Origin of the sequence: Carnobacterium divergens DSM 20623 (assembly GCF_000744255.1) — a bacterium.
GTDB classification, from domain to species: Bacteria; Bacillota; Bacilli; order Lactobacillales; family Carnobacteriaceae; genus Carnobacterium; species Carnobacterium divergens.
This window is the reverse complement of sequence record NZ_JQLO01000001.1, coordinates 2,068,064-2,092,285: the sequence shown is the minus strand read 5'-3', so window position 1 is coordinate 2,092,285 and position 24,222 is coordinate 2,068,064. Positions and strand designations below refer to the sequence as shown.

At 35.5% G+C, this 24,222-nt stretch carries 27 protein-coding genes and 2 other annotated features (1 of these 29 running past the window's edge); of the genes, 23 read left to right on the top strand and 4 right to left on the bottom strand.

Annotated elements, in window-relative coordinates; genetic code table 11:
• Positions 1 to 38: a binding site (T-box leader), on the top strand; it begins 177 nt to the left of the window's first position.
• Positions 39 to 104: 66 nt separating this feature from the next.
• The 6 genes from epsC to BR52_RS10025 all read left to right on the top strand — a co-directional run bounded on the left by epsC (position 105) and on the right by BR52_RS10025 (position 4,574).
• The gene (gene epsC / locus BR52_RS10050; RefSeq protein ID WP_034572230.1) at positions 105 to 617 is read left to right on the top strand and encodes a serine O-acetyltransferase EpsC; all 513 of its coding nucleotides are present in this window, start codon (positions 105 to 107) and stop codon (positions 615 to 617) included.
• A 52-nt stretch (positions 618 to 669) separates the two neighbouring features.
• Positions 670 to 2,085, top strand: a complete 1,416-nt coding sequence (gene cysS, locus BR52_RS10045; protein ID WP_034572229.1) for a cysteine--tRNA ligase — start codon at positions 670 to 672, stop codon at positions 2,083 to 2,085.
• Complete coding sequence (locus tag BR52_RS10040; RefSeq protein ID WP_034572228.1) at positions 2,078 to 2,497, top strand: Mini-ribonuclease 3; 420 nt, start codon at positions 2,078 to 2,080, stop codon at positions 2,495 to 2,497. Before cysS ends, BR52_RS10040 begins: the two co-directional genes overlap by 8 nt.
• On the top strand, positions 2,487 to 3,356 hold the full coding sequence (rlmB, locus tag BR52_RS10035; protein ID WP_081890725.1) for a 23S rRNA (guanosine(2251)-2'-O)-methyltransferase RlmB: 870 nt from the start codon (positions 2,487 to 2,489) through the stop codon (positions 3,354 to 3,356). The genes BR52_RS10040 and rlmB overlap by 11 nt, the downstream gene beginning before the upstream one ends.
• A gap of 22 nt (positions 3,357 to 3,378) precedes the next feature.
• The gene (locus BR52_RS10030; RefSeq protein ID WP_034572227.1) at positions 3,379 to 3,906 is read left to right on the top strand and encodes an NYN domain-containing protein; all 528 of its coding nucleotides are present in this window, start codon (positions 3,379 to 3,381) and stop codon (positions 3,904 to 3,906) included.
• A 77-nt stretch (positions 3,907 to 3,983) separates the two neighbouring features.
• Complete coding sequence (locus BR52_RS10025) at positions 3,984 to 4,574, top strand: sigma-70 family RNA polymerase sigma factor (RefSeq protein ID WP_034572226.1); 591 nt, start codon at positions 3,984 to 3,986, stop codon at positions 4,572 to 4,574.
• Between the two features lie 151 nt (positions 4,575 to 4,725).
• On the opposite strand, the gene BR52_RS10020 is transcribed toward BR52_RS10025, so the two are convergent.
• The 3 genes from BR52_RS10020 to BR52_RS10010 form a co-directional block, all read right to left on the bottom strand.
• The gene (locus BR52_RS10020) at positions 4,726 to 5,706 is read right to left on the bottom strand and encodes a polyprenyl synthetase family protein (RefSeq protein ID WP_034572223.1); all 981 of its coding nucleotides are present in this window, start codon (positions 5,704 to 5,706) and stop codon (positions 4,726 to 4,728) included.
• Positions 5,706 to 6,263, bottom strand: a complete 558-nt coding sequence (locus tag BR52_RS10015; protein WP_034572219.1) for a Gx transporter family protein — start codon at positions 6,261 to 6,263, stop codon at positions 5,706 to 5,708. Before BR52_RS10015 ends, BR52_RS10020 begins: the two co-directional genes overlap by 1 nt.
• A gap of 313 nt (positions 6,264 to 6,576) precedes the next feature.
• A complete protein-coding gene (locus BR52_RS10010; protein ID WP_034572216.1) occupies positions 6,577 to 8,448 on the bottom strand; it encodes an FAD-dependent oxidoreductase in 1,872 nt (623 codons plus the stop codon).
• Positions 8,449 to 8,807: 359 nt separating this feature from the next.
• Here BR52_RS10010 and pplA point away from each other — a divergent pair, with 359 nt between their 5' ends.
• The 16 genes from pplA to BR52_RS09935 all read left to right on the top strand — a co-directional run bounded on the left by pplA (position 8,808) and on the right by BR52_RS09935 (position 21,936).
• On the top strand, positions 8,808 to 9,743 hold the full coding sequence (gene pplA, locus BR52_RS10005; RefSeq protein ID WP_034572214.1) for an extracellular electron transfer flavoprotein PplA: 936 nt from the start codon (positions 8,808 to 8,810) through the stop codon (positions 9,741 to 9,743).
• Between the two features lie 161 nt (positions 9,744 to 9,904).
• Positions 9,905 to 10,987 (top strand): FAD:protein FMN transferase, encoded by a 1,083-nt coding sequence (locus BR52_RS10000; RefSeq protein ID WP_115588656.1) that lies wholly within the window; start codon positions 9,905 to 9,907, stop codon positions 10,985 to 10,987.
• Between the two features lie 26 nt (positions 10,988 to 11,013).
• On the top strand, positions 11,014 to 11,955 hold the full coding sequence (gene menA / locus BR52_RS09995; RefSeq protein WP_034572208.1) for a 1,4-dihydroxy-2-naphthoate polyprenyltransferase: 942 nt from the start codon (positions 11,014 to 11,016) through the stop codon (positions 11,953 to 11,955).
• A 93-nt stretch (positions 11,956 to 12,048) separates the two neighbouring features.
• Positions 12,049 to 12,201 carry a 50S ribosomal protein L33 gene (gene rpmG / locus BR52_RS12740; protein WP_074402359.1) on the top strand — a complete coding sequence of 51 codons (153 nt, stop codon included), beginning with the start codon at positions 12,049 to 12,051 and terminating at the stop codon, positions 12,199 to 12,201.
• A gap of 39 nt (positions 12,202 to 12,240) precedes the next feature.
• Entirely contained in the window at positions 12,241 to 12,426 is a 186-nt protein-coding gene (gene secE, locus BR52_RS09990) for a preprotein translocase subunit SecE (RefSeq protein ID WP_034572206.1), read from the top strand.
• Positions 12,427 to 12,582: 156 nt separating this feature from the next.
• A complete protein-coding gene (gene nusG, locus BR52_RS09985; protein ID WP_034572203.1) occupies positions 12,583 to 13,131 on the top strand; it encodes a transcription termination/antitermination protein NusG in 549 nt (182 codons plus the stop codon).
• A gap of 67 nt (positions 13,132 to 13,198) precedes the next feature.
• Entirely contained in the window at positions 13,199 to 14,077 is an 879-nt protein-coding gene (locus tag BR52_RS09980; RefSeq protein ID WP_034572201.1) for an alpha/beta fold hydrolase, read from the top strand.
• 146 nt (positions 14,078 to 14,223) lie between these two features.
• On the top strand, positions 14,224 to 14,649 hold the full coding sequence (gene rplK / locus BR52_RS09975) for a 50S ribosomal protein L11 (protein WP_034572199.1): 426 nt from the start codon (positions 14,224 to 14,226) through the stop codon (positions 14,647 to 14,649).
• A 107-nt stretch (positions 14,650 to 14,756) separates the two neighbouring features.
• Positions 14,757 to 15,446: a 50S ribosomal protein L1 gene (gene rplA / locus BR52_RS09970; protein WP_034572198.1), complete on the top strand. Its 690-nt coding sequence runs from the start codon at positions 14,757 to 14,759 to the stop codon at positions 15,444 to 15,446.
• A 52-nt stretch (positions 15,447 to 15,498) separates the two neighbouring features.
• Positions 15,499 to 15,628: a sequence feature (ribosomal protein L10 leader region), on the top strand.
• A 136-nt stretch (positions 15,629 to 15,764) separates the two neighbouring features.
• Positions 15,765 to 16,265: a 50S ribosomal protein L10 gene (gene rplJ, locus BR52_RS09965; RefSeq protein WP_034572195.1), complete on the top strand. Its 501-nt coding sequence runs from the start codon at positions 15,765 to 15,767 to the stop codon at positions 16,263 to 16,265.
• Between the two features lie 71 nt (positions 16,266 to 16,336).
• Positions 16,337 to 16,702, top strand: a complete 366-nt coding sequence (gene rplL / locus BR52_RS09960) for a 50S ribosomal protein L7/L12 (protein WP_034572192.1) — start codon at positions 16,337 to 16,339, stop codon at positions 16,700 to 16,702.
• Positions 16,703 to 16,928: 226 nt separating this feature from the next.
• Entirely contained in the window at positions 16,929 to 19,271 is a 2,343-nt protein-coding gene (locus BR52_RS09955) for an ATP-dependent DNA helicase (protein WP_034572190.1), read from the top strand.
• 152 nt (positions 19,272 to 19,423) lie between these two features.
• The gene (locus BR52_RS09950; RefSeq protein WP_034572187.1) at positions 19,424 to 19,732 is read left to right on the top strand and encodes a rhodanese-like domain-containing protein; all 309 of its coding nucleotides are present in this window, start codon (positions 19,424 to 19,426) and stop codon (positions 19,730 to 19,732) included.
• Entirely contained in the window at positions 19,732 to 21,381 is a 1,650-nt protein-coding gene (locus BR52_RS09945; protein WP_034572183.1) for an FAD-dependent oxidoreductase, read from the top strand. The genes BR52_RS09950 and BR52_RS09945 overlap by 1 nt, the downstream gene beginning before the upstream one ends.
• A complete protein-coding gene (locus BR52_RS09940) occupies positions 21,381 to 21,686 on the top strand; it encodes a rhodanese-like domain-containing protein (RefSeq protein ID WP_034572181.1) in 306 nt (101 codons plus the stop codon). Before BR52_RS09945 ends, BR52_RS09940 begins: the two co-directional genes overlap by 1 nt.
• Positions 21,676 to 21,936: a metal-sensitive transcriptional regulator gene (locus BR52_RS09935; RefSeq protein ID WP_034572179.1), complete on the top strand. Its 261-nt coding sequence runs from the start codon at positions 21,676 to 21,678 to the stop codon at positions 21,934 to 21,936. Before BR52_RS09940 ends, BR52_RS09935 begins: the two co-directional genes overlap by 11 nt.
• A gap of 141 nt (positions 21,937 to 22,077) precedes the next feature.
• Here BR52_RS09935 and BR52_RS09930 read toward each other — a convergent pair whose 3' ends face one another.
• A complete protein-coding gene (locus BR52_RS09930; protein ID WP_034572176.1) occupies positions 22,078 to 23,286 on the bottom strand; it encodes a YusW family protein in 1,209 nt (402 codons plus the stop codon).
• A 312-nt stretch (positions 23,287 to 23,598) separates the two neighbouring features.
• On the opposite strand from BR52_RS09930, the gene BR52_RS09925 reads away from it, so the two are divergent.
• The gene (locus BR52_RS09925; protein ID WP_034572174.1) at positions 23,599 to 24,207 is read left to right on the top strand and encodes a class I SAM-dependent methyltransferase; all 609 of its coding nucleotides are present in this window, start codon (positions 23,599 to 23,601) and stop codon (positions 24,205 to 24,207) included.
• The last annotated feature ends 15 nt before the right edge of the window (positions 24,208 to 24,222 follow it).

Genomic DNA, 24,222 nt, shown 5'->3' with positions numbered 1-24,222 from the left:
TATAAAAAAAAGTGGAACCACGCAAAAGCGTCTTTTAAGTTAATTAAAAGGCGCTTTTTTTTACTTTACTTAGAGAAAGACTTTCAAAAGGAGGGGAGCGGAGGATGAGAACCATAAGAGAATATTTTGCGGTAGTTAAACAAAATGACCCTTCAGTCAAAAGCAATTTGGAAATTTTATTAACCTATCCTGGTTTCCATGCACTCTTATTTTATCGAATGGCTCATTTTCTTTACCAAAAACATCTCTTTTTGTTAGCTAAAATAGTTGCTCAATTTGCCAGATTTTTGACTGGAATTGAGATTCATCCAGGAGCAACAATTGGAAAAAGACTTTTTATCGATCATGGAATGGGAATAGTAATTGGAGAAACTACGATTATTGGAGATGACGTAATTATTTTTCATGGAGTAACATTGGGTGGAACTGGGAAAGATAAAGGCAAACGCCATCCAACGATTGAAAATGGCGTATTGCTGTCGGCAAATGCACAAATATTAGGTCCAATTACAATTGGAAAAAACGCTAAAATTGGTGCGTCAGCAGTTGTCTTAAAGGACATTCCAGCCAACACAACGGCTGTGGGAATTCCAGCGAAAGTAGTTAAAAGAGGCTAGCGACTAGTAAGATTACTTAAATCAGTTCACTAAAAAGATCGGAGTGAGAATAATGTTAAAAATTTACAATACATTAACTAGAAAAAAAGAAGAATTTGTCCCATTAGAAGCTGGGAAAGTTAAAATGTATGTTTGTGGTCCCACCGTTTACAATTACATTCATATTGGAAATGCTAGAAGTACAGTTGCTTTTGACACGGTTCGTCGCTATTTAGAATTTCGTGACTACGAAGTGAATTTTGTGTCGAATTTTACTGATGTTGACGATAAAATTATTAAAGCAGCCAAAGAATTAAGCATTACAGCACCAGAAGTAGCAGATAAATTTATTTCTGCCTTCTATGAAGATACCTCTGCGTTAGGTGTGGAAAAAGCAACGTCAAATCCACGGGTAATGGAAAATATGCCAGACATTATCCAATTTATTGAAGCTTTAATCGAAAAAGGATATGCGTATGAATCAGCAGGAGATATTTATTACCGTACACGTAAATTCAAAAATTATGGAAAACTAAGCAATAAAACGATTGATGAATTAGAAATCGGAGCAAGCAATCGTTTGGAATCTAGCGAAAATGAACGCAAAGAAGATCCAATTGATTTCGCCTTGTGGAAATCAGCTAAAGCCGATGAAATCAGCTGGGAATCACCTTGGGGACAAGGACGTCCAGGATGGCATATCGAATGCTCGGTAATGGCAACAAAATATTTAGGTGATACGATTGACATTCATGGTGGCGGACAAGACTTAGAATTTCCTCATCATGAAAATGAAATTGCACAAAGTGAAGCGAAAACAGGACATCCCTTTGCAAATTACTGGATGCACAACGGATTTGTCACAATTGGTGCCGAAGATGAAAAAATGAGTAAATCATTAGGCAACTTTGTTTTAGTCCATGATATGATAAAAGAAGTAGACCCACAGATTCTACGCTTCTTTATGGCAACCACTCATTATCGTCGCCCAATTGCCTATAGTGGAACAGCCATTGAAGAAGCAAGAGTCAATTTAGCAAAATTAAAAACAGCTTATGAAAACCTACATTACCGTTTAAGTGACTCTGTTTTAGAGTTGCCAACAGATCCATCTTTTTTTGATAAATTAACGACAATTAAAGAACAATTTATCGTGGAAATGGATGACGATTTCAATGCAGCAAATGGCATTACGGTGGTCTATGAATTAGCTAAAATGATGAACATTTACAGTGAACAAAAAGAAGTTTCGAAAGCAGTCGTAGAAGCGATGTTAGGAATGTTAAAAGAATTACTGACTGTGTTTGGAATCATTTTAGAAGAAGAAACTCAGCTATTAGATGCTCATATTGAAGCCTTATTATTGGAACGCACAGAAGCCAGAGCAGCTAAAAACTTTGCTCGTAGCGACGAAATTAGAGATTTATTAAAAAACGAGGGCATCATTATCGATGATACCCCACAAGGAGCTAGATGGAGACGTGGATAAAACGAATGAAAAAGACTGGGGTTTATTAAATGGTTTAGCTTTAGCTTATGTGGGTGATGCCATCTACGAAATCTATATACGCGATTATTTAGTAAACCAAGGTCAAACAAGACCGAATCAGCTACACAAAGCTGCAACAAGATTTGTTTCAGCAAAAGCGCAAAATTATTTAATGAAAGAAATGTTAGCAGAAGAAGGCTTGCTTTCAGAAACGGAACTATTAATGTATAAACGTGGACGGAATGGAAAAAGTCATACATCTGCTAAAAATGTTGATATCACTACTTATCGAGTAGCGACAGGTTTTGAGTCTTTGATGGGTTATTTACACTTAGAAAAGCAAACCGAACGAATGGAAGAATTGATTCAATGGTGTATTAAGAAAGTGGAGGAAGATCAACATGGCAAATGAGCGTAATAATTTTGGTAAAAAAGTAACACAACAGAATCGCCGTCCTAAATCAAATAACAAACCGCAACGAACGTTCAAAAAAAGCGAACCAAAACACGTGGCTGAAATTGAAGAAACAGAAGAAGAGCGTGATTTAGTAGCAGGCAGAATGCCAGCAATTGAAGTTTTGAAATCAGAACGAGATATCAATAAAGTCTTTTTACAAGAAGGTTTGACGGGATCTAAAATGAATGAAATTATGAGTCTTGCTAAAAAACGCAACGCCCAAATTCAATTAGTTCCTAAAAGTAAATTAGACAATCTAGTCGATGGTGTAAATCATCAGGGCGTTGTTATTGCTGCTGCCGCTTTTCCATATGCGACACTGGATGATCTCTTTGCTGCTGCCACTTTAAAAAACGAAGATCCATTCTTTATTTTATTAGATGGAGTAGAAGATCCACATAATTTAGGTTCAATCATGAGAACAGCAGATGCTAGTGGTGCTCACGGAATCATTATTCCTAAACGTCGAGCGGTTGGATTGACAGCTACAGTGGCAAAAGCTTCTACAGGGGCTATTGAACACGTCCCCGTTGCTCGCGTTACGAACTTGGTACAAACAATCAAAGAACTGAAAGAACGCGGTGTGTGGCTTTACGGAACCGATATGGCAGGTGTTGATTACCGTAAATGGGAAACAACGTTACCAATTGCTTTAGTAATTGGTAATGAAGGAAAAGGAATTTCGCGCTTAGTTAAAGAACAAATGGACGGTATTGTTACGATTCCAATGGTAGGTCATGTTCAAAGTTTAAATGCAAGTGTTGCAACCAGCCTATTGATGTATGAAGTTTACCGCGGTCGCAATCAAATCTAACTAACAAGGAGGTGCATCACGTATGAAAAAAGAATTAATGATTGTGGATGGTTACAATATGATTGGCGCTTGGCCAGAGCTTGTAAAGCTGAAAAACCAAGATGAGATGGAAGAAGCCAGAGATCAATTGCTCCATCAATTATCTAATTACCAACGTTACGAGGGTATTGAAATTCTTGTCGTATTTGATGCACAATTTGTTCCTGGAATCCAAACATCCTTTCAAAAATATTTAGTTACAGTTATTTTCACGAAAGAAGGAGAAACTGCGGATAGTTATATTGAACGTATTGTTGAAGAAAAAAATAATCGATTGACCCAAGTAACAGTAGCAACAAGCGATATGGCAGAACAATGGCTTGTCTTTTCTAAAGGCGCGCTCCGAAAATCAGCCAATGAACTTTATCGTGATTTAAAACGTGCCAAACAAGCAATTAAAGCAGAAACTGTAAGTTTTCATTCTAAAACAATGCGTCGCAATACACCTTGGGATTCCCAACAACTAACAACGCTAGAAGAGTTGCGTGAAAATCTTTCTAAAAAAGAGTGATTGTTAACGAAACGTTATTTTCTATTAATAATATGTAATCGTTCCCTTCTAGTGTTGAATTAAAAGGGGGCATTCAAATGAACAGTAACAATGAACGAAAGAGTGATGGGGAACTGATTGTAGCAATAAAAAGAGGCCAGACAGAAGAATTTGAGCAATTGTTCCTCCGTTATTTACCATTAACAAAAAAGCTAAGCAACATGTACTATTTTAAATACTTAGAAGAAGAGGATTATTTACAAGAAGCACGAATGGTATTTTTTAAAGCCATTCAGCAATTTGTGGAAGGTAAGGGTCATACATTTGGGAATTTTTATAAACTTAATTTAAAGCATCATTTATTTAGTTTGATTCGTAAAGAAAATGCTAAAAAAAGAGGAGCAGATCGGCTATCTGATTCTTTAGATGAAATGTTGGAAAATAATCATGCACCCAAGTACATAGCCAACCAAGAAGAACAAGTGACAGCATACGATAAGATGATGATAAGTGAAAATGTGACAGCTTATTATGACACACTTTCTTCATTTGAACGACAAGTGTTTAATGGCTATTTAGCAAACCTAGAATTAGAGAAGATCGCAAAAAATCTTGATTGTGAGGTATTGAAAGTACGAAATGCATTAGATCGATGTCGGCAAAAATTACGAAAAAGTTTTGATGGATAATCAAAAGAATAGTTTCGTCTACTTTAAAAATATCTTTCCAACACTAAAACGTGACTAGTACGATTCCCATATATATGAAAAAATATCTTGAGGATTTTCAGTTCTTCTGAATTTCATCAAGATATTTTTATTTTTTTATAGAGTCATAGACTTATAAATGTCGGCCTAGAAGACTTTTAGTAATCTCGCTAATTTGTTCTTTTTCAGGGATATCAGGAAGTTTATCAATGCCCTTTAAAGCTTTACGTGTGTATTTTTCAGCGAGTTCTTGTGCTTGAGATACACCACCAAGGGTTACTACAAGTTGGTGAACAGTTTGGATGTCTTCATTGGTCATGTCCGCTTTTTTTGAAAGATAAGGAGCAAAAGCTTTAGGGTTTTTACGAAGTGCAAAAATCAATGGAGCGCTATAAACACCTTGTCGTACATCTTCTAAAACAGGTTTGCCAAATATTTCAGCTGATTGCGAGTAATCAAGAATGTCATCCATAATTTGAAAAGCCATGCCAATATGGCTGCCTATATAATAACAAGAACGAGCAAACTTTTCAGTAGAACCACCTTCTAACGCGCCAGAAAAACAACTTAAAGCAAAAAGTTGAGCTGTTTTACCCGATATTTGTGTTAGATATTGTCTCATCGTGATTTTCTGATTGTACCGCAAATGCATTTGATCCAGCTCGCCCATCAAAATACGTTCCATACCTCTAGTATCGATTTGAATACTTTCGATTGAACTTGAATATTTTGATAATAATTTAAAGCAGACGGTAAATAAATAGTCACCTGCGTAGACAGCAACGTCTTTACGATACTTAGCTTGAATGGTAGGTGTGCCACGTCGAAGGGGAGAGTCATCAACAACATCATCATGGATTAATGTCGCCATGTGTAAGATTTCCAGTGCGGCAGCCACGGCTTGAATTTTTTCTGAATCTGGCTTAGATCCAAATTTTGAAAATAAAATGGTGTAGGCAGGTCGAAGTAGCTTGCCGCCGGAATGAATCAACTCAATAATTGTTTTTTCAATATCTTTATTTCGGATTGTGATGCTGTTTTCCATTAAATTTACGGTCGCTTCTAATTCTGATTTAAGTTCAGGGTAAGCTTCCCATAGTGGATGAATCTTCATTACGATTCTCCTTTCATGTGATGGTCAGAAAATGGATGATACATCGCTTTAAAATCGCGTAATGTTTGGACATGTTCTATTAAATAATTTGCTGCAATGCCAATGGCAATACCAGATAAGATACCTAAAAAGGCCAATACAGGCAAATAGAGCATGACTGTCCAAGTTTGAGCAATCCAACTGGCGATCATCAGTTGACCCACGTTATGTAAAATGCCACCAGTCGCACTGATTCCAATAATACTTACGCGTTTTGGTCCCAATTGTTTTACTGCTAGCATGCCAACGTAACTCAATAACGCACCTGCGCAACTATACATGAATGTCGATAAGGTTCCACCTAATAATGTGGTCAGTAAAAGTCGCATCCAGACAACCGTAAAGCTGTCTTTAACTGGCAATGTAAAAATAGAAATAATCGTAATTAAGTTTGCTAAGCCAAGTTTTGCTCCAGGAGCAAAAGCAAATGGAAAGGGAATGCTGCGTTCGATAAGCCCAATTACAACTCCTTGTGCGGCTAGTAAAGCAATATAAACAATCTTTTGATTTCGAGTCATCTCGCTTTTCCTCCTTTAATGAACAGTCATCTTTTAGTTTATCAAATCGCTCTTGTGGTTTCTATCTGCAGGGTGATAACAGACAGAGTTCATTTTTCGTTGTTGATGAATGAAAGCAAAATGATTTTAGTTCCATAGTAGTTTGGTGCAAATAAAAAAGAACAAGAGGCAAAAAAGAAAATGATGAAAAGCTTTTTTTATGGTATTAAAAAAATACATTTCTTTTCTCTCTCCTATTTTTTTAGTTGATTTTGTAAAAAAAAGAATGGTTAAGGCAGCATTTTTCATCTGCCTTAAACCATTAATTAATGACTTATTTTCCGTCGTATAAGGATTTAGGTGTACCATACCACCATTTTCCAGCGACTTTTTGTACCCATGGAATCACATAATAATCTAAACCAAAGGCACGACCAGAACCATTCATTAATGCAATAGCGGCGAAAATAAACCAAATATTTACCCAGTAGAACATACCTGATAATGCGAAGCTGATTACTAATGCAATTGTAGCAGCATTGCTTAACCAAGTGAATAGACCTGCAATAATAGCAAGTGCAATTAATAACTCAATGATTGTCATAGCTTTTTGGAAGAATAATGCAACTTCAGGAGTTGGAATCATTTTTTCCATCATCCATTCAAACCATTTAGGAGCTTTCTCAAAGACCATCATAGGTTCTTCGCCATATGCATAACTAAAACCGAATACAGGTTTTGCAGTTTCAACAACAGCATCAGCAGCGCCACCGGCAGCTTCAGATGCACCACTCGTAGCTTCTTGCAACCAAGCAAATGGCAGTTTTACTGAATCGCCAAACCATGATTCTCCACCAAACCATCCAAAGGTTTTCTTACCAGCCTCAAGGAGCCACATGCTACCGTAGAATACGCGCAGTGGAACACTCCATAGCACGTTACCATAACGAGATAAATGACCACGGAAGATATTACGTTTGTCTTTAATGTGGAAGAATTCATGCATAATATATTGGAATGCATAGTATCCTGAACGAATATCAAAGAAATATTTCAAGTTAACAATATGTTTCATTAAGATAGCTAAGAAACCACTTAAGTGAATTTTTTCAAATAAACAAGCAACGCCATAACGGCTACCGATTGATACCATGAATCCTTGATAATTTCCTTTGTATTCATGTTTTTCAGTACCGTCAATTTCAGCAATGATGTTAGCAGCTGCAGTATGAGCTGTGCATTCAGCGGCTTGAACGATTTGTGGTGTTGGAGTATTTTCAAACTCTTCAAAGTACACTAGATCGCCAATAACGTAAACGTCTTTTAAATCTTTTGCTTCCATATATTGATTGGCAACTAAACGTCCAGCGCGAGCTGCTTCCATACCAAATTCAGCAGTATCAGAGTTTGCTCTAACACCAGCAGTCCAAATCAATGTGTGAGTTGGGATGCTTTCGCCTGATTTTAATAAGATGTGATCTTCTTTCACTTCAACAATAGGTGAGTCAGTTAAAATTTTAATGCCTTTTTTAGTCATGTAACGTTCTGCTTTACCAGCATCATTACGATCTAACATATTTAAAATGGTTGGTGCAGCTTCAACTACATATAATGTAATTTCTTCAGCTGAAATTTTATTGTCTTTTGCAAGACGTTCTTTCCATTCTAGCAATTCTCCGACCATTTCAATCCCAGTAAATCCAGAACCACAAACAGTGAAAGTTAACATGGCTTTACGTGTTGCTTCATCACGAATTTTAGCAGCTTTAGCTACTGTTTCTTCGATATGAGTACGTAATTTCATTGCATCTTCCCATGACCATAAAGTGAAGCCGAAATCTTTAACACCAGGAGTCCCAAAGTCATTAGGTTCGCCACCCATACCTAATACTAGGTAATCATAGCTGTATGAACCTTGCTCAGTTGTAACAACTTTTGTATCGTGATTAATGTCAGTAACATTATCTGTTACTAATTTAACATTTTTCAAACGACAAAATAGACGTTGTAAGTCATATTGAACAGCATTAGGCTCAACACGAGCACCAGCTATTTCATGTAATTCAGTCATCATAGTGTGGTATGAGTGACGGTCGATCAAGGTAATCGTAACATCTTTGTTCTTTTTGTACTTTTTCGCTAGCTTTTTAGTAGCAGCTACTCCAGCATAACCTGCGCCGATAACAACAATATTCTTTTCGGGCATTTTTTTCACTCCTTTGAGATAGTTATTTTTAAGAAATAATAATAGCAACTATAAATTATAGTTAAATGGTTCACAACCTTACTAATTATACAAGATTTAATAAATTAAGTCTATGATTATCTCGTTATAAAAGATAAAACTTTCGTTATCTAAAAAAGTTTGTGAACTATTGTTCAAATTTGAACAAAAAACGAATATTATAATAAAATTCTAATTAAAAACGTGATGAAATAAATAGACAAAAAATAAAAAAGTGAGTATGATGTTAATAGGTACTTACGGACATTGTGAACAACATAACATATAGCGTTTACAAATAGCCTTAAGTAAACTAAAAAGGATAAGGTGGGAATTTTATTATGGAATTCAAAAAAGTAATGACAATTGGGTCATTGGTTTTAGCTTCAACTTTTGTATTAGCAGCTTGTGGTGGCGGAAACGATACTAAAAAAGACAGCTCAGATAGCAAAACAAGTGAAGTAGCTAAAGATTCTTCTAAAGAAGAGTCAAAAGAAATGGTTAAAACAGCTGGTGGCGAGTTAAAAGACGGTACCTACACTCTTGAAGAAAAAAACTTTGACGATAAAGGCTGGAAAGTAAACTTCAGCATGACTGTTAAAGATGGTAAAATTACTAAATCTGATTACGATTATTTAGATAAAGATGGCAAGAAAAAATCTGAAGACAAAGCTTACCAAAAAGCAATGTCTGAAAAAACAAAAGAAAAAATTGGACCTGCTGACTACATTCCAGCTTTAAACGAAGAATTAGTTAAAGCTCAAGATGCAGCATCAGTTGACGTTGTAAGTGGCGCAACTCACTCATCAGAAGCGTTCAAAAACTACGCACAACAATTAGTTCAAGCAGCTCAAGCTGGTAAAACTGATAAAATTGAAATCGACAACAATGCGGATCTTAAAGATGGTACGTATTCATTAGAAACTAAAAATGCTTCAAACGGCTGGACAGAAACATTTGAAATGGTAGTTGCTGGTGGCAAAATCACTGAATCTAAATACGATGGTACAAACGATAAAGGTGAATTAAAATCAGAAAACAAAGAATACCAAGAAAACATGTCTAAGATTGCTAAAGTTGGACCAGCAGATTACTTCCCAGCTTTAAACAAAGGATTAGTTGAAAAACAAAATCCAGGTGAAGTTGAAGTCGTAAGTGGCGCAACTCACTCATCAGAAAGCTTCAAATTATGGGCAGCACAATTAATCAACGCTGCTGAAAAAGGAAGCCAAGACAAAATCGTTGTAGATAACATCGTAATGTCTGAAAAAAAATAAGTCTAACGACTAATTGAATGAAAGTTGAAGGTCTTAGGGGATTGATCACTCTAAGGCCTTTTCTTATGAAATCAGCTAGTAGATAAACTTGTAAAATAATAGCGCCACTACTATAATGAAAAAGATAAATAGAGACTGATAGACAAGGGGCAATTATGAAGATGAAAAACAAACACTTACTTTTAATGAGCTTTTTCTTCGTTTTAGTAATCGGATTGGCAGGTTGTGGAGATGGAAAAGAAGAAAAAAAAGCTGCAATTCTTAAAGATCCTTATTCAGATACACAGTTTTTAATGGGAACAGTTGTCAATGTGAAAATATACAACGAAGGCAAGGAAGACGTTTTAGAGAAATCATTTGACCGAGTAAAAGAACTAGCTGCTAAAATTACAGTGAATGAAAAAGGCTCTGAAATTGATGAAATCAACGATCAAGCGGGAGTTGCTCCTGTGAAGGTAACAGATGACATCTATTACTTATTAAAAGAAGCCTATCATTATAGCAAGACGTCAGAGGGCGGATTTGATATGACGATTGGTTCATTAACGGATCTTTGGCGAATTGGTTTTCCAGATGCTCGAAAACCAGCACAAAATGAAATTGATGCCGTCCTACCATTAATTGATTACAAAAAAGTTGTTTTTAATGATAAAGACAAAACAGTTTATTTACCTGAAAAAGGTATGCAATTGGATTTAGGTGCTATTGCAAAAGGTTATATTACGGATGAAGTAGTGAAAGTCTTAAAGGCAAACGATGTTGACACTGCAATTGTCGATTTAGGTGGAAATATTTTTGTTTTAGGACACAGCCCAAGAAAAGCAGATGCAGACTGGAATGTCGGAATTCAAGATCCAAATGAAACACGAGGCACAACAATTGGCACAATTCCAGAAAGCAACCGTTCGATTGTAACATCAGGCATTTACGAGCGCTTTTATGAAGATCCAACAGATGGTAAAAAATACGATCATTTAATGGATGGGACAACGGGTTATCCATTTGATAACGATATTGCAGGTGTTTCAATTGTTTCAAAAAAATCAATTGATGGTGACGGGTTATCAACCGCTGTCTTTTCAAAAGGTGTTAAAGGCGGTTTAGAATTTGTCGATAAGTTAGACGGTGTTGAAGCTATTTTTGTGACGAAAGAAAATAAAATCTATCTTTCAAAAGGATTAGATGGCGTATTTAAATTAACAAGTGACACCTATACGGTAGAAAAACGAGACACATTGAAATAAGAAAATAAAGGAACGGGAGAAAATCTATGTCCTTCAAAACATTTTTAAAATTAGTAGAGATTCAAACAAAATTAGCAAGTTTATTTCCATTTTTACTAGGAACATTATTTGCTAGTGTGTATTTTAAGCAATTTAATCTAATTAATACGTTGTTATTTTTTGCAGGAATGTTGATATTTGATATGACGACGACTGCAATCAATAATTTTATGGATTATCAAAAAGCGAAAAATGCAGGTTATAAAGATAACGTTAATGTGATTGGACAAGAAAAAATACCCGAAAAGTTAGTTCGCATGTTGATATGGGTGATGTTGTTGGTTGCAGCTGTCTTAGGGATTATTTTGACTTGGCGCACAGATATTTTAGTCTTATTGATGGGCGGAATTTGTTTCTTTATCGGTGTGTTCTACACTTTTGGACCTGTCCCACTGTCAAGAATGCCTTTAGGAGAGCTGTTCTCAGGAGTGACAATGGGGTTTGGAATCTTTTTCATATCTGTGTATGTCAATTTGACAGAAGGCACACTTTTGGCTTTTGAATTTTTACCAAATAATCAATTTATCTTAAGTGGTAATTATTTAGAAATAGTGACGGTATTGCTGGTGTCATTGCCATCCGTATTTACGATTGCGAATATTATGCTAGCAAACAATATTTGCGATTTAGAAGAGGATATTTCGAATCATCGTTACACACTGCCATTTTATTTAGGAAGAAAGTTAGCGGTTCAGCTTTTTGATTTTTTAATTTATTTATCTTACGTAGCGATTATTGTAGCAGTTATTTTCGGTGTCTATCATCCAATTATGCTAGGCGCATTAGTCAGCTTTATTCCAGTTAAAAAGAATCTAGCTATTTTTAGCAAAAAACAAGTGAAATCTGAAACCTTCGTCATCTCGATTAAAAATTTAATTCTAGTAAATGGTTCTCAAGTGTTATTTTTAGCCCTTAGTTTGTTATTTTAACTAAAAATAATAAAAGTTGATTTGACACATTTTACAAGGAATGTTAAATTATAAGATGATAAGTATCGGTCATAAAGAAAGTATGGTGGAAAAATGACTAGTAAGAAAACAGCATTAGCATGTTCAGTATGCGGTTCAAGAAATTACGCTAAAAAAGTAAATGAAGGCAATCGCACAGAGCGTCTAGAAATCAAAAAGTTCTGTAAATATTGTAATCAACACACATTACATCGTGAAACAAAATAAACTATTTTTAAATGAAACTAAACGTTCGGAGGTATAAAGATGGGGAAATTATTCGGCTATTTCGGTAGCGTTAAACGTGAAATGCATGAAGTGACTTGGCCAACAAAAAAAGAACTAAGAAAATCAATGATGACCGTTATCGGCACTGTGTTTTTCTTTGTAATCTTCTTTATGGTTGTTGATTATGGCATTACATCAATTTTAGATTTATTTCTAAAAAAATAATTAAATTACTAGCGAGTATGCTGTAGTAATGGTATACTTACTGTACAAACAAGCGATAAGAAACCTTCTTTATAATATTGAAGGTTTTTTTGTATGAATTTAAAATGATCGGTATAATACCATGAAATTAAAAATAAAAATTTAGGAGTGTTCATCGTGGAAACAGTAGAATTAGAAAAAAATTGGTACGTCTTACACACGTATTCTGGTTACGAAAATAAAGTGAAAACAAACATCGAATCTCGTGCAACAAGTATGGGAATGAACGATTACATTTTCCGCGTAGTAGTTCCTGAAGAAGAAGAAACAGAAACAAAAAATGGGAAAGAAAAAATCAACATGAAAAAAACGTTCCCTGGATACGTCCTTGTAGAAATGATTATGTCTGATGATTCATGGTATGTCGTTCGTAATACTCCCGGAGTAACAGGATTTGTTGGTTCCCATGGTGCAGGTAGTAAACCCGCTCCACTATTAAAAGAAGAAATTGAAGTTATTTTACGTCGTCTAGGTATCAGCACGCGTCATCAAGAAATCGACTTTGAAGTGGGCGATACAGTCACAATCATTGAAGGTGCATTTAGTGGATTGATGGGTAAAATTACTGAAATTGACATGGAACGCGCTAAACTAAAAGTAAACGTAGATATGTTTGGTCGTGAAACAAGTACCGAACTTGATTTTGAACAAATCGACAAATTATAAACGAATAAAGAAAGTTCCTTTTAATAAAGGGACTTTTTTTCTATCTATTTGTAAAAGGAGGGTCATTATGAAAAAAATAAGCTTAATTCTGTTTGTATTTATGATTTTAATTGGAAGCATTATTTTCTATTCAAAGTGGAATGACACAACAGGCCAACCTAAATTGCCCCAAAAGAATGAACGAGCAAAAGTTGCAAAAAAAGAAACGGTATCCGAATCAATTCCTACCATCTTTGTTCATGGGTACAGTGGTACCAAAAATTCATTCGGTGGAATGATTAAGCGACTGACTAAAGAAAAAGTAGCAACTCCTTCTTTAATAGCAACAATCACAAGTGACGGAGAAATCACTTATGAAGGAGAATTTAATAAAAAAGAAAAAAATCCAATGATTCAAATATTGTTTGCGGACAATAAAAGTACAGAAGAAAATCAAAGTTGGTGGCTACAAGAATTAATGCAGTCCTTAAAAACAAAATATGGAATTGAAAAGGTGAACGCCGTGGGACATTCAATGGGTGGTGTGGCATTAACTAATTATGTGACGGCAGTTGGGATAAACGGTGCTTATCCTGAGGTAGAAAAACTAGTTCTAATTGCAGCGCCAATCAACGGTCTTGAAATTGGAGAAGACGGCATAACTGATTATGACCTGACAGAGAACGGCCCCAAAATGCAGACAGAGCGCTTTGCCAATTTCGATACTTTAAAAGAAAAAATCCCATCCGAACTAGCCGTTTTGACGATTGCTGGTGATAAGGAAAATGGCACGAAAAGTGATGGCTCTGTTTCAGTTGCAAGTGCATTGTCAGCCAAATTCATTTATCAATCGCAAGTGACGGATTACCGAGAAATGGTATTTACAGGTATAAAAGCGAGCCACAGTCTGCTTCATGAAAATACAGGCGTTGACAAGGCAGTTGCCGAATTTTTATGGTCAGAATAAACACCGTAAAAAAAATAATTTAAAGGTTGAAAAACACAAATGAATTTGATATAGTATGTAGGTACGTTTTACGTATGTAAGAAAGTGGGAGGGGAAATATTAACCCCATTAACCACATCACGGACTCAATCAAGGAGGTATGTCTCGTGGCTAAAAAAGTTGTTAAATTAGTTAAATTGCAAATTCCTGCAGGAAAAGCAAATCCAGCTCCACCGGTAGGGCCTGCATTAGGTCAAGCACAAGTAAACATCATGGGATTCTGTAAAGAATTCAATGCTCGTACTGCTGATCAAGCTGGACTAATCATTCCAGTAGTAATCTCTGTATATGAAGATCGTTCATTTACATTTATTACAAAAACACCACCTGCTGCTGTTTTACTTAAAAAAGCTGCTGGTATTGAATCTGGTTCAGGCGAACCAAACACTAAAAAAGTTGCGACAGTTAAACGCGATAAAGTTAGAGAAATCGCTGAAACAAAAATGCCTGACTTAAACGCTGCAAATGTTGAATCTGCAATGCGTATGGTCGAAGGTACTGCAAGAAGCATGGGGATCACAATCGAAGATTAATCTTCATTAACCGCTTCTTACGTATCGACTCATAAGTTAATTTATTAGCTTTGAGGATTAAGTGGGAGGTAAAACCGTTATAACCACAATCAAGGAGGAAAAAGAACATGGCTAAAAAAAGCAAACAATATCAAACTGCCCTTAAGCAAGTTGATGTTACAAAAGCTTATTCAGTAGAAGAAGCAGTTGCTTTAGTAAAAGAAATCGATTTTGCTAAATTTGATGCAACAGTAGAAGTCGCTTATAGACTTGGTGTTGACCCTAAGAAAGCTGACCAACAAATTCGTGGGGCAGTTGTTCTTCCAAATGGAACAGGTAAAACACAACGCGTTTTAGTATTTGCTAAAGGTGAAAAAGCTAAAGAAGCAGAAGCAGCAGGCGCAGATTACGTAGGTGAATCTGATCTTGTTCAAAAAATCAGTGGCGGTTGGTTCGATTTCGACGTAATCGTTGCTACTCCAGATATGATGGGTGAAGTTGGTCGTCTAGGACGTGTTCTAGGACCTAAAGGATTAATGCCTAACCCTAAAACTGGTACTGTTACAATGGACGTTACAAAAGCAGTTAACGAAATCAAAGCTGGTAAAGTAACTTACCGCGTTGATAAAGCTGGTAATGTACAAGCTCCAATTGGTAAAGTATCGTTTAGTACTGACAAATTAATTGAAAACTTTAAAACAATCAACGATACAATGTTGAAAGTTAAACCTTCTTCAGCTAAAGGTCAATACATCAAAAACATTACTGTAACAACAACTTTTGGTCCTGGTGTAAAAGTTGACCAAAGTTCTTTATAATCACTAATTAAAATTTTACTTGACCTAGATGATTGTACTTGTTACAATCATCTAGGTTAATAAATATTTACCGAAGACAGTAGGTGACGCAAGTCTTAATTTCCTACCGAGGATCATACTATGTGCAAACATACAATAATCCCTCTATGTCTAAGGTGACATGGGGCTTTTTGCTTTTCTTGACTATAATGACTTGTTTTGCAAGCCAGAGTAGGTAAAGAAGTGAAAAAATGAGTCTTATAGAAGTGGTCTTAAGACGATTTTTATAGTTCTTATTTTTAAATCCCCAGACAATCTATCAGGAGGTGAAACTTACACATGAGTCAAGCAGCAATCGCTACAAAACAAGTAATCGTTGAAGACGTAACAAAGAAATTTGAAGCAGCAGCTTCAATCGTCATTGTTGACTATCGCGGATTAACTGTTGAAGAAGTTACAGAATTACGTAAACAATTACGTGATGCTGGTGTTGAGATGAAAGTTATTAAAAACTCTATTCTTAGCCGTTCAGCTGAAGCAGCTGGTTTATCTGGTTTAGGAGATATCTTTAAAGGTCCTACTGCTATCGCATTCAGTAATGAAGATGTTATTGCACCTGCAAAAATCATCAATGAATTTGCTGAAAAAGCTGAAGCATTAGAGATTAAAGCTGGCGTTATTGAAGGTAAAGTTTCTTCAAAAGAAGAAATCGAAGCTCTTGCAAAACTTCCAAATCGCGAAGGTTTGTTATCTATGTTACTTTCAGTACTACAAGCACCAGTCAGAAATACTGCACTTGCTTTCAAAGCAGTGGCAGATTCAAAAGAAGAAGTGGCTTAATTACGAGTTACAATTTTTTTGAAACAAAACAAGCAATCTAAAAATATACCCAATAATGGAGGAAATTAACAATGGCATTAAACATTGAACAAATCATTGCTGATGTGAAAGAAGCAACAGTATTAGAATTAAACGACTTAGTAAAAGCAATCGAAGAAGAATTTGGCGTTACTGCAGCTGCTCCTGTAGCAGCTGCTGGTGTTGCAGGTCCTGCAGCAGCAGAACAAACTGAATTTACAGTAGAATTAACTTCTGCTGGAGATCAAAAAATTAAAGTAATCAAAGTAGTTCGCGAAGCTACTGGCTTAGGTCTTAAAGAAGCTAAAGCATTAGTTGACGGAGCTCCTACAGCACTTAAAGAAGGCGTATCTAAAGATGACGCTGAAGCTATGAAAGCACAACTTGAAGAAGTTGGAGCTTCTGTAGAAGTTAAATAATCATTTTTAATGATAGAAGAAGACACGCAGTTTACTGTGTGTCTTTTTTTGTGGATAAATAAGATACAATCAAAAAGTTATTCAGTTGTGGAAAACTTTTTTCCGGATTCTAACTTGCTATTCATCCACAGTAAAGAAAAACAAGTCATTTTTTGTGGATAAGTCTGTCTTTTTTCGAATGTATGTTCTATAATGTGGAGAGTTACATAAAGAGAGTAGGGTGCGTATGAATCAAAACAATCGGTTATCTGTTAGGAAATTAGTAGAGTTTGTATTGAAAAAAGGTAGTATTGATGAACGTTATACAGGTTCTGCGCATACTGCAATCGAGGGAACAAAGCTTCATCAGAAAATCCAAAAAGAAGCTGGGGATAACTATCAAAAAGAAGTGTTCTTAAAAAAAGAGCTGTTAATAAATCAGCGGAATTACTCCATCGAAGGACGAGCGGATGGCGTTGTCGAAGAAAAAAGTGGGAAATATTGGGTCGATGAAATTAAAACCTCTGAAATAGACTTTGATTTATTACCTGATAATACGCTTGAACGGTTTTGGGGACAACTTATGTGTTACGGCTATATGCTAGCTGTGGAAAAAGAATTAGCAGAGATTGAATTGCAGTTAACATACTATGAAACATTAAATGAAAAAATAACTCGAACTAGAAAAAAAGTATCCATCACTGAATTGACTTCTTTTTTTAATCATTTAGTGGAACAATATGAAAAATGGGTCATTTTTAATGACAATTGGCGTATTTTGCGCAATCAAACACTTAAACAACTTGACTTTCCTTATGGTGATTACCGCTCAGGACAAAGAGAACTTGCTGTTGCGGTGTATAAAACAATTTTAACTGAACAAAATTTATACTGTGAAGCGCCAACTGGAATTGGTAAAACAATGTCTACTTTATTTCCAGCGGTGAAATCGATTGGAGAAGAGAAAGCTGAAAAATTATTCTATTTAACAGCTAAAACCATTACACGTCAAGTAGCAGAAGATGCAGTCGAACAAATGGAACGAAATGGAGCAAAACTAAAGAGCGTTACGTTAACGGCTAAAGATAAAATTTGTTTTTTAGATGAACGTAAATGTGATCCGGAGCACTGTATATTTGCAAGAGGCTATTATGATCGTTTGAATGAAGCGTTATTTGAAATGCTACAGCAAGAAAATCATTTTACAAGAGAGATTGTGGAAAATTATGCTAGAAAATACACGTTATGTCCGTTTGAATTATCTTTAGATATTAGCTTATGGTGTGACATAATTATTTGTGATTACAATTATTTGTTTGATCCAATTGTTTATTTGAAGCGGTTTTTTAATGATGAAAAGAATGAGTATGTATTTTTGATTGACGAAGTCCATAACTTAGTTGATCGTTCAAGAGAGATGTTCTCTGCAAGCTTATCGGAACAAAAAATAATAACGATATACAGGGAGTTGATGAAAGAAGATCAAAAGCAACGACGTGTGATGAACCGTTTAATAAAAGATTTTAAAAGTTTCAGAACCAACTGTGGCGAAGTTGAGTTTATGACTCAAAGTGAACCAGCGGATTTATTTTTAAAACATGTAGTTAAATTTACTGAGAACACAAAAGAATGGTTGCTGGTGAATCAACAAGCGAGTAGTCATTCGAAAATGTTAGAGCTTTATTTTGAAGCACTAACCTACTTGAAAATTTCAGAATTTTATGATGAACGATACGTAACCTATGTTCATTTAGTAGGGAAGGATGTCACTATTAAGCAATTCTGTTTAAATCCCTCTTTTTTAATTAATCAAACATTGAAACGTGGAAAAGCATCAGTTTTATTTTCCGCCACACTGTCTCCAATCAACTATTTCGCGCAATTACTAGGAGGGAAAGAAAAGCCTTTAATGTATCAATTGCCTTCACCATTTAAGCAAGAACATCAATTGTTAGTAATTGCAAATTACATTGATACTCGTTACCAAGTGCGTCAAGCCAGCCACCAACCGATTGCCAACGCTTTGACTACAATGGTTACTCAAAAAAAAGGCAATTATTTATTCTTTTTTCCTTCTTATCAATATTTGGAATCGATTTATCAAGAGTTTGTCGAAAAGAATCCGACAGTAGAAACGGTGGTTCAAGGAAGGGTTATGGATGAACAGCAACGTGAATTGTTTTTACAGAAGTTTAAGAATAGGCCAGAATCGAATTTAGTTGGTTTTTGTGTACTAGGAGGCATTTTTTCAGAAGGAATCGATTTAAAAGGGGAACGTCTTATTGGTGTGGCTATAGTTGGCGTGGGATTAGCACAATTGAATGCAGAAGCTGATTTAGTTCAAAAATATTACCAAACAGAAAACCATGAGGGGTATCAATTTGCGTATCAAATTCCTGGAATGAACAAAGTTCTTCAAGCGGCAGGGCGCGTGATTCGAAGCGAAACAGATATTGGCGTTGTTCTATTATTAGATCAACGTTTTAATGCTAGAAGATACAGAGAGTTATTCCCAGAACATTGGCAACAAATCGAGAGTGTAAACAATGATAGAGAACTAAAGAGCCAGTTAATGAGATTTTGGAAATAAAAAAAGATTACTGTGGAAGAAATTTCTTTCATAGTAATCTTTTTTATTTACAAATTATACCGCAAGGGGTATAATTTGTTTTGGATACGGTAGGAGGTATTTTTGGATTTCCTTCTAAATGAAGTATAGAGTATGAAAGGATTGTGTATAGAATGTTTTTCTTTAAAAAATTACCAAGTATCACAACAAAAGAATTAGAAGAAATGTTACCTAAGAAACCGATGATTATTGATGTTCGTGAGCCACAGGAGTTTAGTGGTGGACATATTCCTACAGCTAAAAATATTCCTTTGAAAAAGATAAACAGCTATCAAATAAAAGAACCTGTTTACATTATTTGTCAGTCTGGTATGCGAAGCAAACAAGCGGTGAAGACATTACGAGCTAAAGGTATGGATGCAGTCAACGTTAAGGGCGGAATGATGAGTTGGGCTGGAAAAGTTAGAGGAGGAAAATTATAATGAGATTTGTTATTATTGGTGGAGTAGCTGGCGGAATGTCGGCGGCTACTCGCTTAAGAAGATTAAACGAAGATGCAGAGATTGTTGTGTTAGAAAAAGGACCGTATGTGTCTTTTGCAAATTGTGGCTTGCCTTATTATGTTTCAGGAGAAATTCAGCAACGCCAAGAATTGCTAGTACAAACACCAGAACAATTAAAGGCACGTTTTCAACTAGATGTTCGACCATTTAGTGAAGCCATTTCAATTGATGCTGAAAATAAAGTTGTACAGGTTCGAAATGATGAAGGAGAGTATTCTTTGTCTTACGATAAGTTGATTCTATCGCCAGGAGCCAAACCGTTTATTCCGCCTATCGAAGGATTGGATCAAGCAAGCAATGTCTTTACCCTTAGAAATGTACCGGATGTTGACCAAATTATGAAATTTACCATTAGTCAAAATCCGAAAAAAGCAATGGTTATCGGTGCTGGTTTTATCGGTTTGGAAATGGCCGAAAGCTTAGCAAAACGAGGGATAGACGTAACAATTGTCGAAAAAGCACCTCATGTACTGCCTCCTATTGATGAAGAAATGGCTGCTTTTGTTACAAAAGAATTAAAAGCCAATCAAGTAACTGTTTTGACAGGAACGTCAGCGACAGCCTTTACGAATAACGGGGGACGTGTCCTTTTAGAAAATGGAGAAGAGATTGCAACAGATTTAATTATTTTATCAGTCGGTGTGCAACCTGAAAATACATTGGCTCTACAAGCTGGTATTGAAACAGGAATGCGTGGAGGAATTTTAGTAGATGAACACTATCAAACAAGTCAAAAGGATATTTATGCTGTAGGCGATGCTATTTTGGTGAAGCAGTTTACGAGCCAAGAGGATGCCCTGATCTCACTAGCATCTCCTGCTAACCGACAAGGTAGACAAGTTGCAGATGTTTTATCAGGTATACCCCGCAAAAATTTAGGAAGCTTAGGAACAGCAATTGTCCGCGTCTTTAGCCAAGCAGTTGCTTCGACTGGTTTAACTGAACGTCAATTAAGAGCCCTTGGTTTAGAGTATAAGAGTGTCCACGTTCAAGGGAAAAGCCATGCTGGATATTTTCCTCATGCAGAAGGGATTTTATTGAAGCTGCTATTTAACCCTACAACAGGTGAGCTATATGGCGCTCAGGCAATTGGGAAAGATGGCGTGGACAAACGCATTGACATTATTGCAACGGCGATTAAAGGTCGTTTGACCGTTGAGGATTTACCAGAATTGGAATTTAGCTATGCACCTCCATTTGGCTCTGCAAAAGATCCAGTGAATATGGCGGGTTATGCTGCATTAAACATTATGGAAGGTATTTCTGAGTCGATTCAGTGGTATGAATTAACAGAAAAACAAGCAGAAGGAGCCTTTTTATTAGATGTTCGAACAACCAATGAGGTAGCTCAAGGTAGTTTAAAAGGTGCGTATCACATTCCGTTAGATGATTTGAGATGCCGTCTTCATGAATTGCCAAAAGACAAAGAGATTATTGTAAGTTGTCAAAGTGGATTACGTAGTTATCTTGCAGAACGTATTTTAAAACAATCAGGTTATCAAGCGAAAAATTTAGACGGCGCATTTAACTTGTATTCAACTATAAAACCAGAGGAGATCGTAAAATAATGTATCAATCAATTACAATGCCAGAATTTGAGCACTTAGTAAAACAAGGTGGAATTTCAATTTTAGATGTTCGTGAACCTACTGAATTTAGTAGCGGTCATATTAAAGAAGCGGTTCTAATGCCGTTGAATTCAATTCCAGAACAATTAAATCAATTGAATAAAGAAAAAGAGTATTATATTATTTGTCATTCCGGTATGCGTTCAGCATCAGCAAGTGCTTTCTTAGCAGAAAAAGGATACAGCGTTACAAACGTCATGGGTGGAATGTCTGCTTGGAAAGGAGAGACTCTTAGTGGAATGTGATAAAAAAATATTAAATCGTCTAAAACGTTCAGAAGGTCAAATTAGAGGCGTTTTGAAAATGATAGAAGAAGAACGAGAATGCCAAGATGTCATCACGCAACTTTCGGCAGTCCGTTCAAGTATTGATAAAGTAATGGGAATCATGGTAGCTGAAAACCTCGTTCATTGCATTGAAGAAAGCGACAATAGTAAAGAAGTTTATGAACAACGTGTTAAAGAAGCGATTGATTTAATTGTAAAAGTAAAATAAAGAAAAAACGCTGTATCCATTGGATACAGCGTTTTTCTGATTAACTGAGATATTAGGGTATCTTTTAGTATAGTTTTATTTTTTGAGGTTTAAATAAGAATTAGCAATCTAAATTTATCGATTAATTAAAAAGAAGAGGGGTTACTTTTTAATTTTGATTTTAACTTTAGTATTATCTGTAAATTGTGCTTGTAATTGGAATTGTTTGTAGTCAGAACCCGCATTTAATTTTTTAACAACGTGTTTTTCAATGTCTGATTGACTAGCAGAATTCAAATCGATACCAGTTAAAACAGCTTTTACTTTTTCTTCAGCTTTAGCGCCTTGGAAATTTTTTTTTGTTAAGCCATTTTTGTATTGAGCTTTAATAGTTCCGTTAGAATTTACTTGATATTGTAATTGGATATCGCCTTTTTTATAATCAAGTTCGATTTGTAATTGACGGATATCTGAAGTTTGTTCAGCACTTTCTTCTTCACCAGCGTTTGATGAATCACCAGGTTTTTCAGTTTCTGGAGCTTCAACTTCTGGAGCAGATCCATGAGATTGCACGCCTAATTCAGCTTTAGGGAAATTATTTTTGATAACAATTACTTTAAAGTCTAAGTTCGCAACATTTGCAACCTTTTGTAAAAGAGCAAGTGATTGGCTAGCGTTTAATTTAACACGGTTCGCAATTAAAGTAGCTTCAGAAGCTTCATAACCAGCTTTTTCCCAAACTTTAGCATCTGTCAACGCTTTTTGGATAGCAGCAGCATTTTTAGTTGTTAGTTCAAGTCCAGTTAATTCTTTAATTTCAGCTTTCGTGAATAAAGTGATTGATTTGTACGCATTAGATTCAATTACAGTACCTAATGGAGTTGATGTTTCTGGAACTTCAACTTCAGGAGTTTCTGTACCTGGGTTACTTACTTCAGGTTTTTCAGCTTCTGGAGCAGATACGTGATTTTGAACGCCGATTTCAGCTTTTGGATAGTAATTATTTTTTACAAGAGTCACTTTAAATTGTAAATTAGAAGTGTTTGCCATTTTCTTTAAAAGGTTTAAAGATTGGTTATAGCTTAATTTAACACGGTTCGCAATTAAAGTAGCTTCAGAAGTTTCGTAACCAGCTTCTTCCCAAACGGCTACTTCAGATAAAGCTTTTTGGATAGCAGGTGCATTTTTAACAGTTACATCAAGACCTGTTAATGTTTTGATTTCAGCTTTGCTAAATAATGTCACCGATTTGTATTGATTTGACTCGAGAACTGTTTCTGCGTGAGCTTTTGGGCTAACGGCTAACGTTGACATCGCGCCAACTGATAAAACTAGACCTGCAATTAATGTTGATTTTGTTAATTTGTTCATAATGTAGAACCTCCTAAGTTTTTTTCTACTATTTTTTGATTACTAGTTAATGAATAGTAGCTGACGTCAGTATACGAAGAAATAATTAAAAATACAACCGTTTTGATTTTTTTAAATTTCCCAAAATTGAGTAAGAAAATGTAAAAAACTGATGTGTCTGCGTTTGCCGAACTATTTTTAAAGAGAAAAGTCTGTAAAATAGAGGGATTCTATTTTTTTAGTAAGTATTTAGTTGAAAAGTAGGAAGTTTAGCAAAAAAAGTGTAGAATATAGAAGAGATTAATGAACAATTGGTTCAGAAAGGAATTTACAATGGCAGATCATTATTATACAAACAAACCTAAAACTGAATCGAAAGAGAGTGTTTGGACGTATCAGTTAAAAGGCTTTGATTTTAAATTTGTTACAGATTTAGGTGTGTTTTCAAAAAAAACAGTGGATTTCGGATCGCGTTTACTAATAGAAACAATTGATTTAAACGATGTAGTCAGTGGTGACGTGTTAGACGTAGGGTGTGGATATGGTCCAATGGGCTTATCTTTAGCCAAAGCAGATCCAAATCGTCAAGTTGAAATGGTTGATGTAAATGAACGAGCGTTAGGATTAGCAAAACAAAATGCTTCGAATAATCGTATTTCCAATGTTTTGATTCATTCATCAGATGTGTATGATCAAGTTGAAGGCAAAGAATTTGCGCTAATTGTAAGCAATCCGCCGATTCGTGCAGGAAAAACAGTCGTACACACGATCTTAACTGACGCATATACACACTTGAAAAAAGGTGGGAAGTTAGTTATTGTAATTCAGAAAAAACAAGGGGCACCAAGTGGAATGAAAAAAATGGAAGAAACCTTTGGAAATGCTGAAGTTATCGCTAAGGATAAAGGTTACTGGATTATTCAAAGCATTAAAGAAAACTAAATTAAAACATCAAAA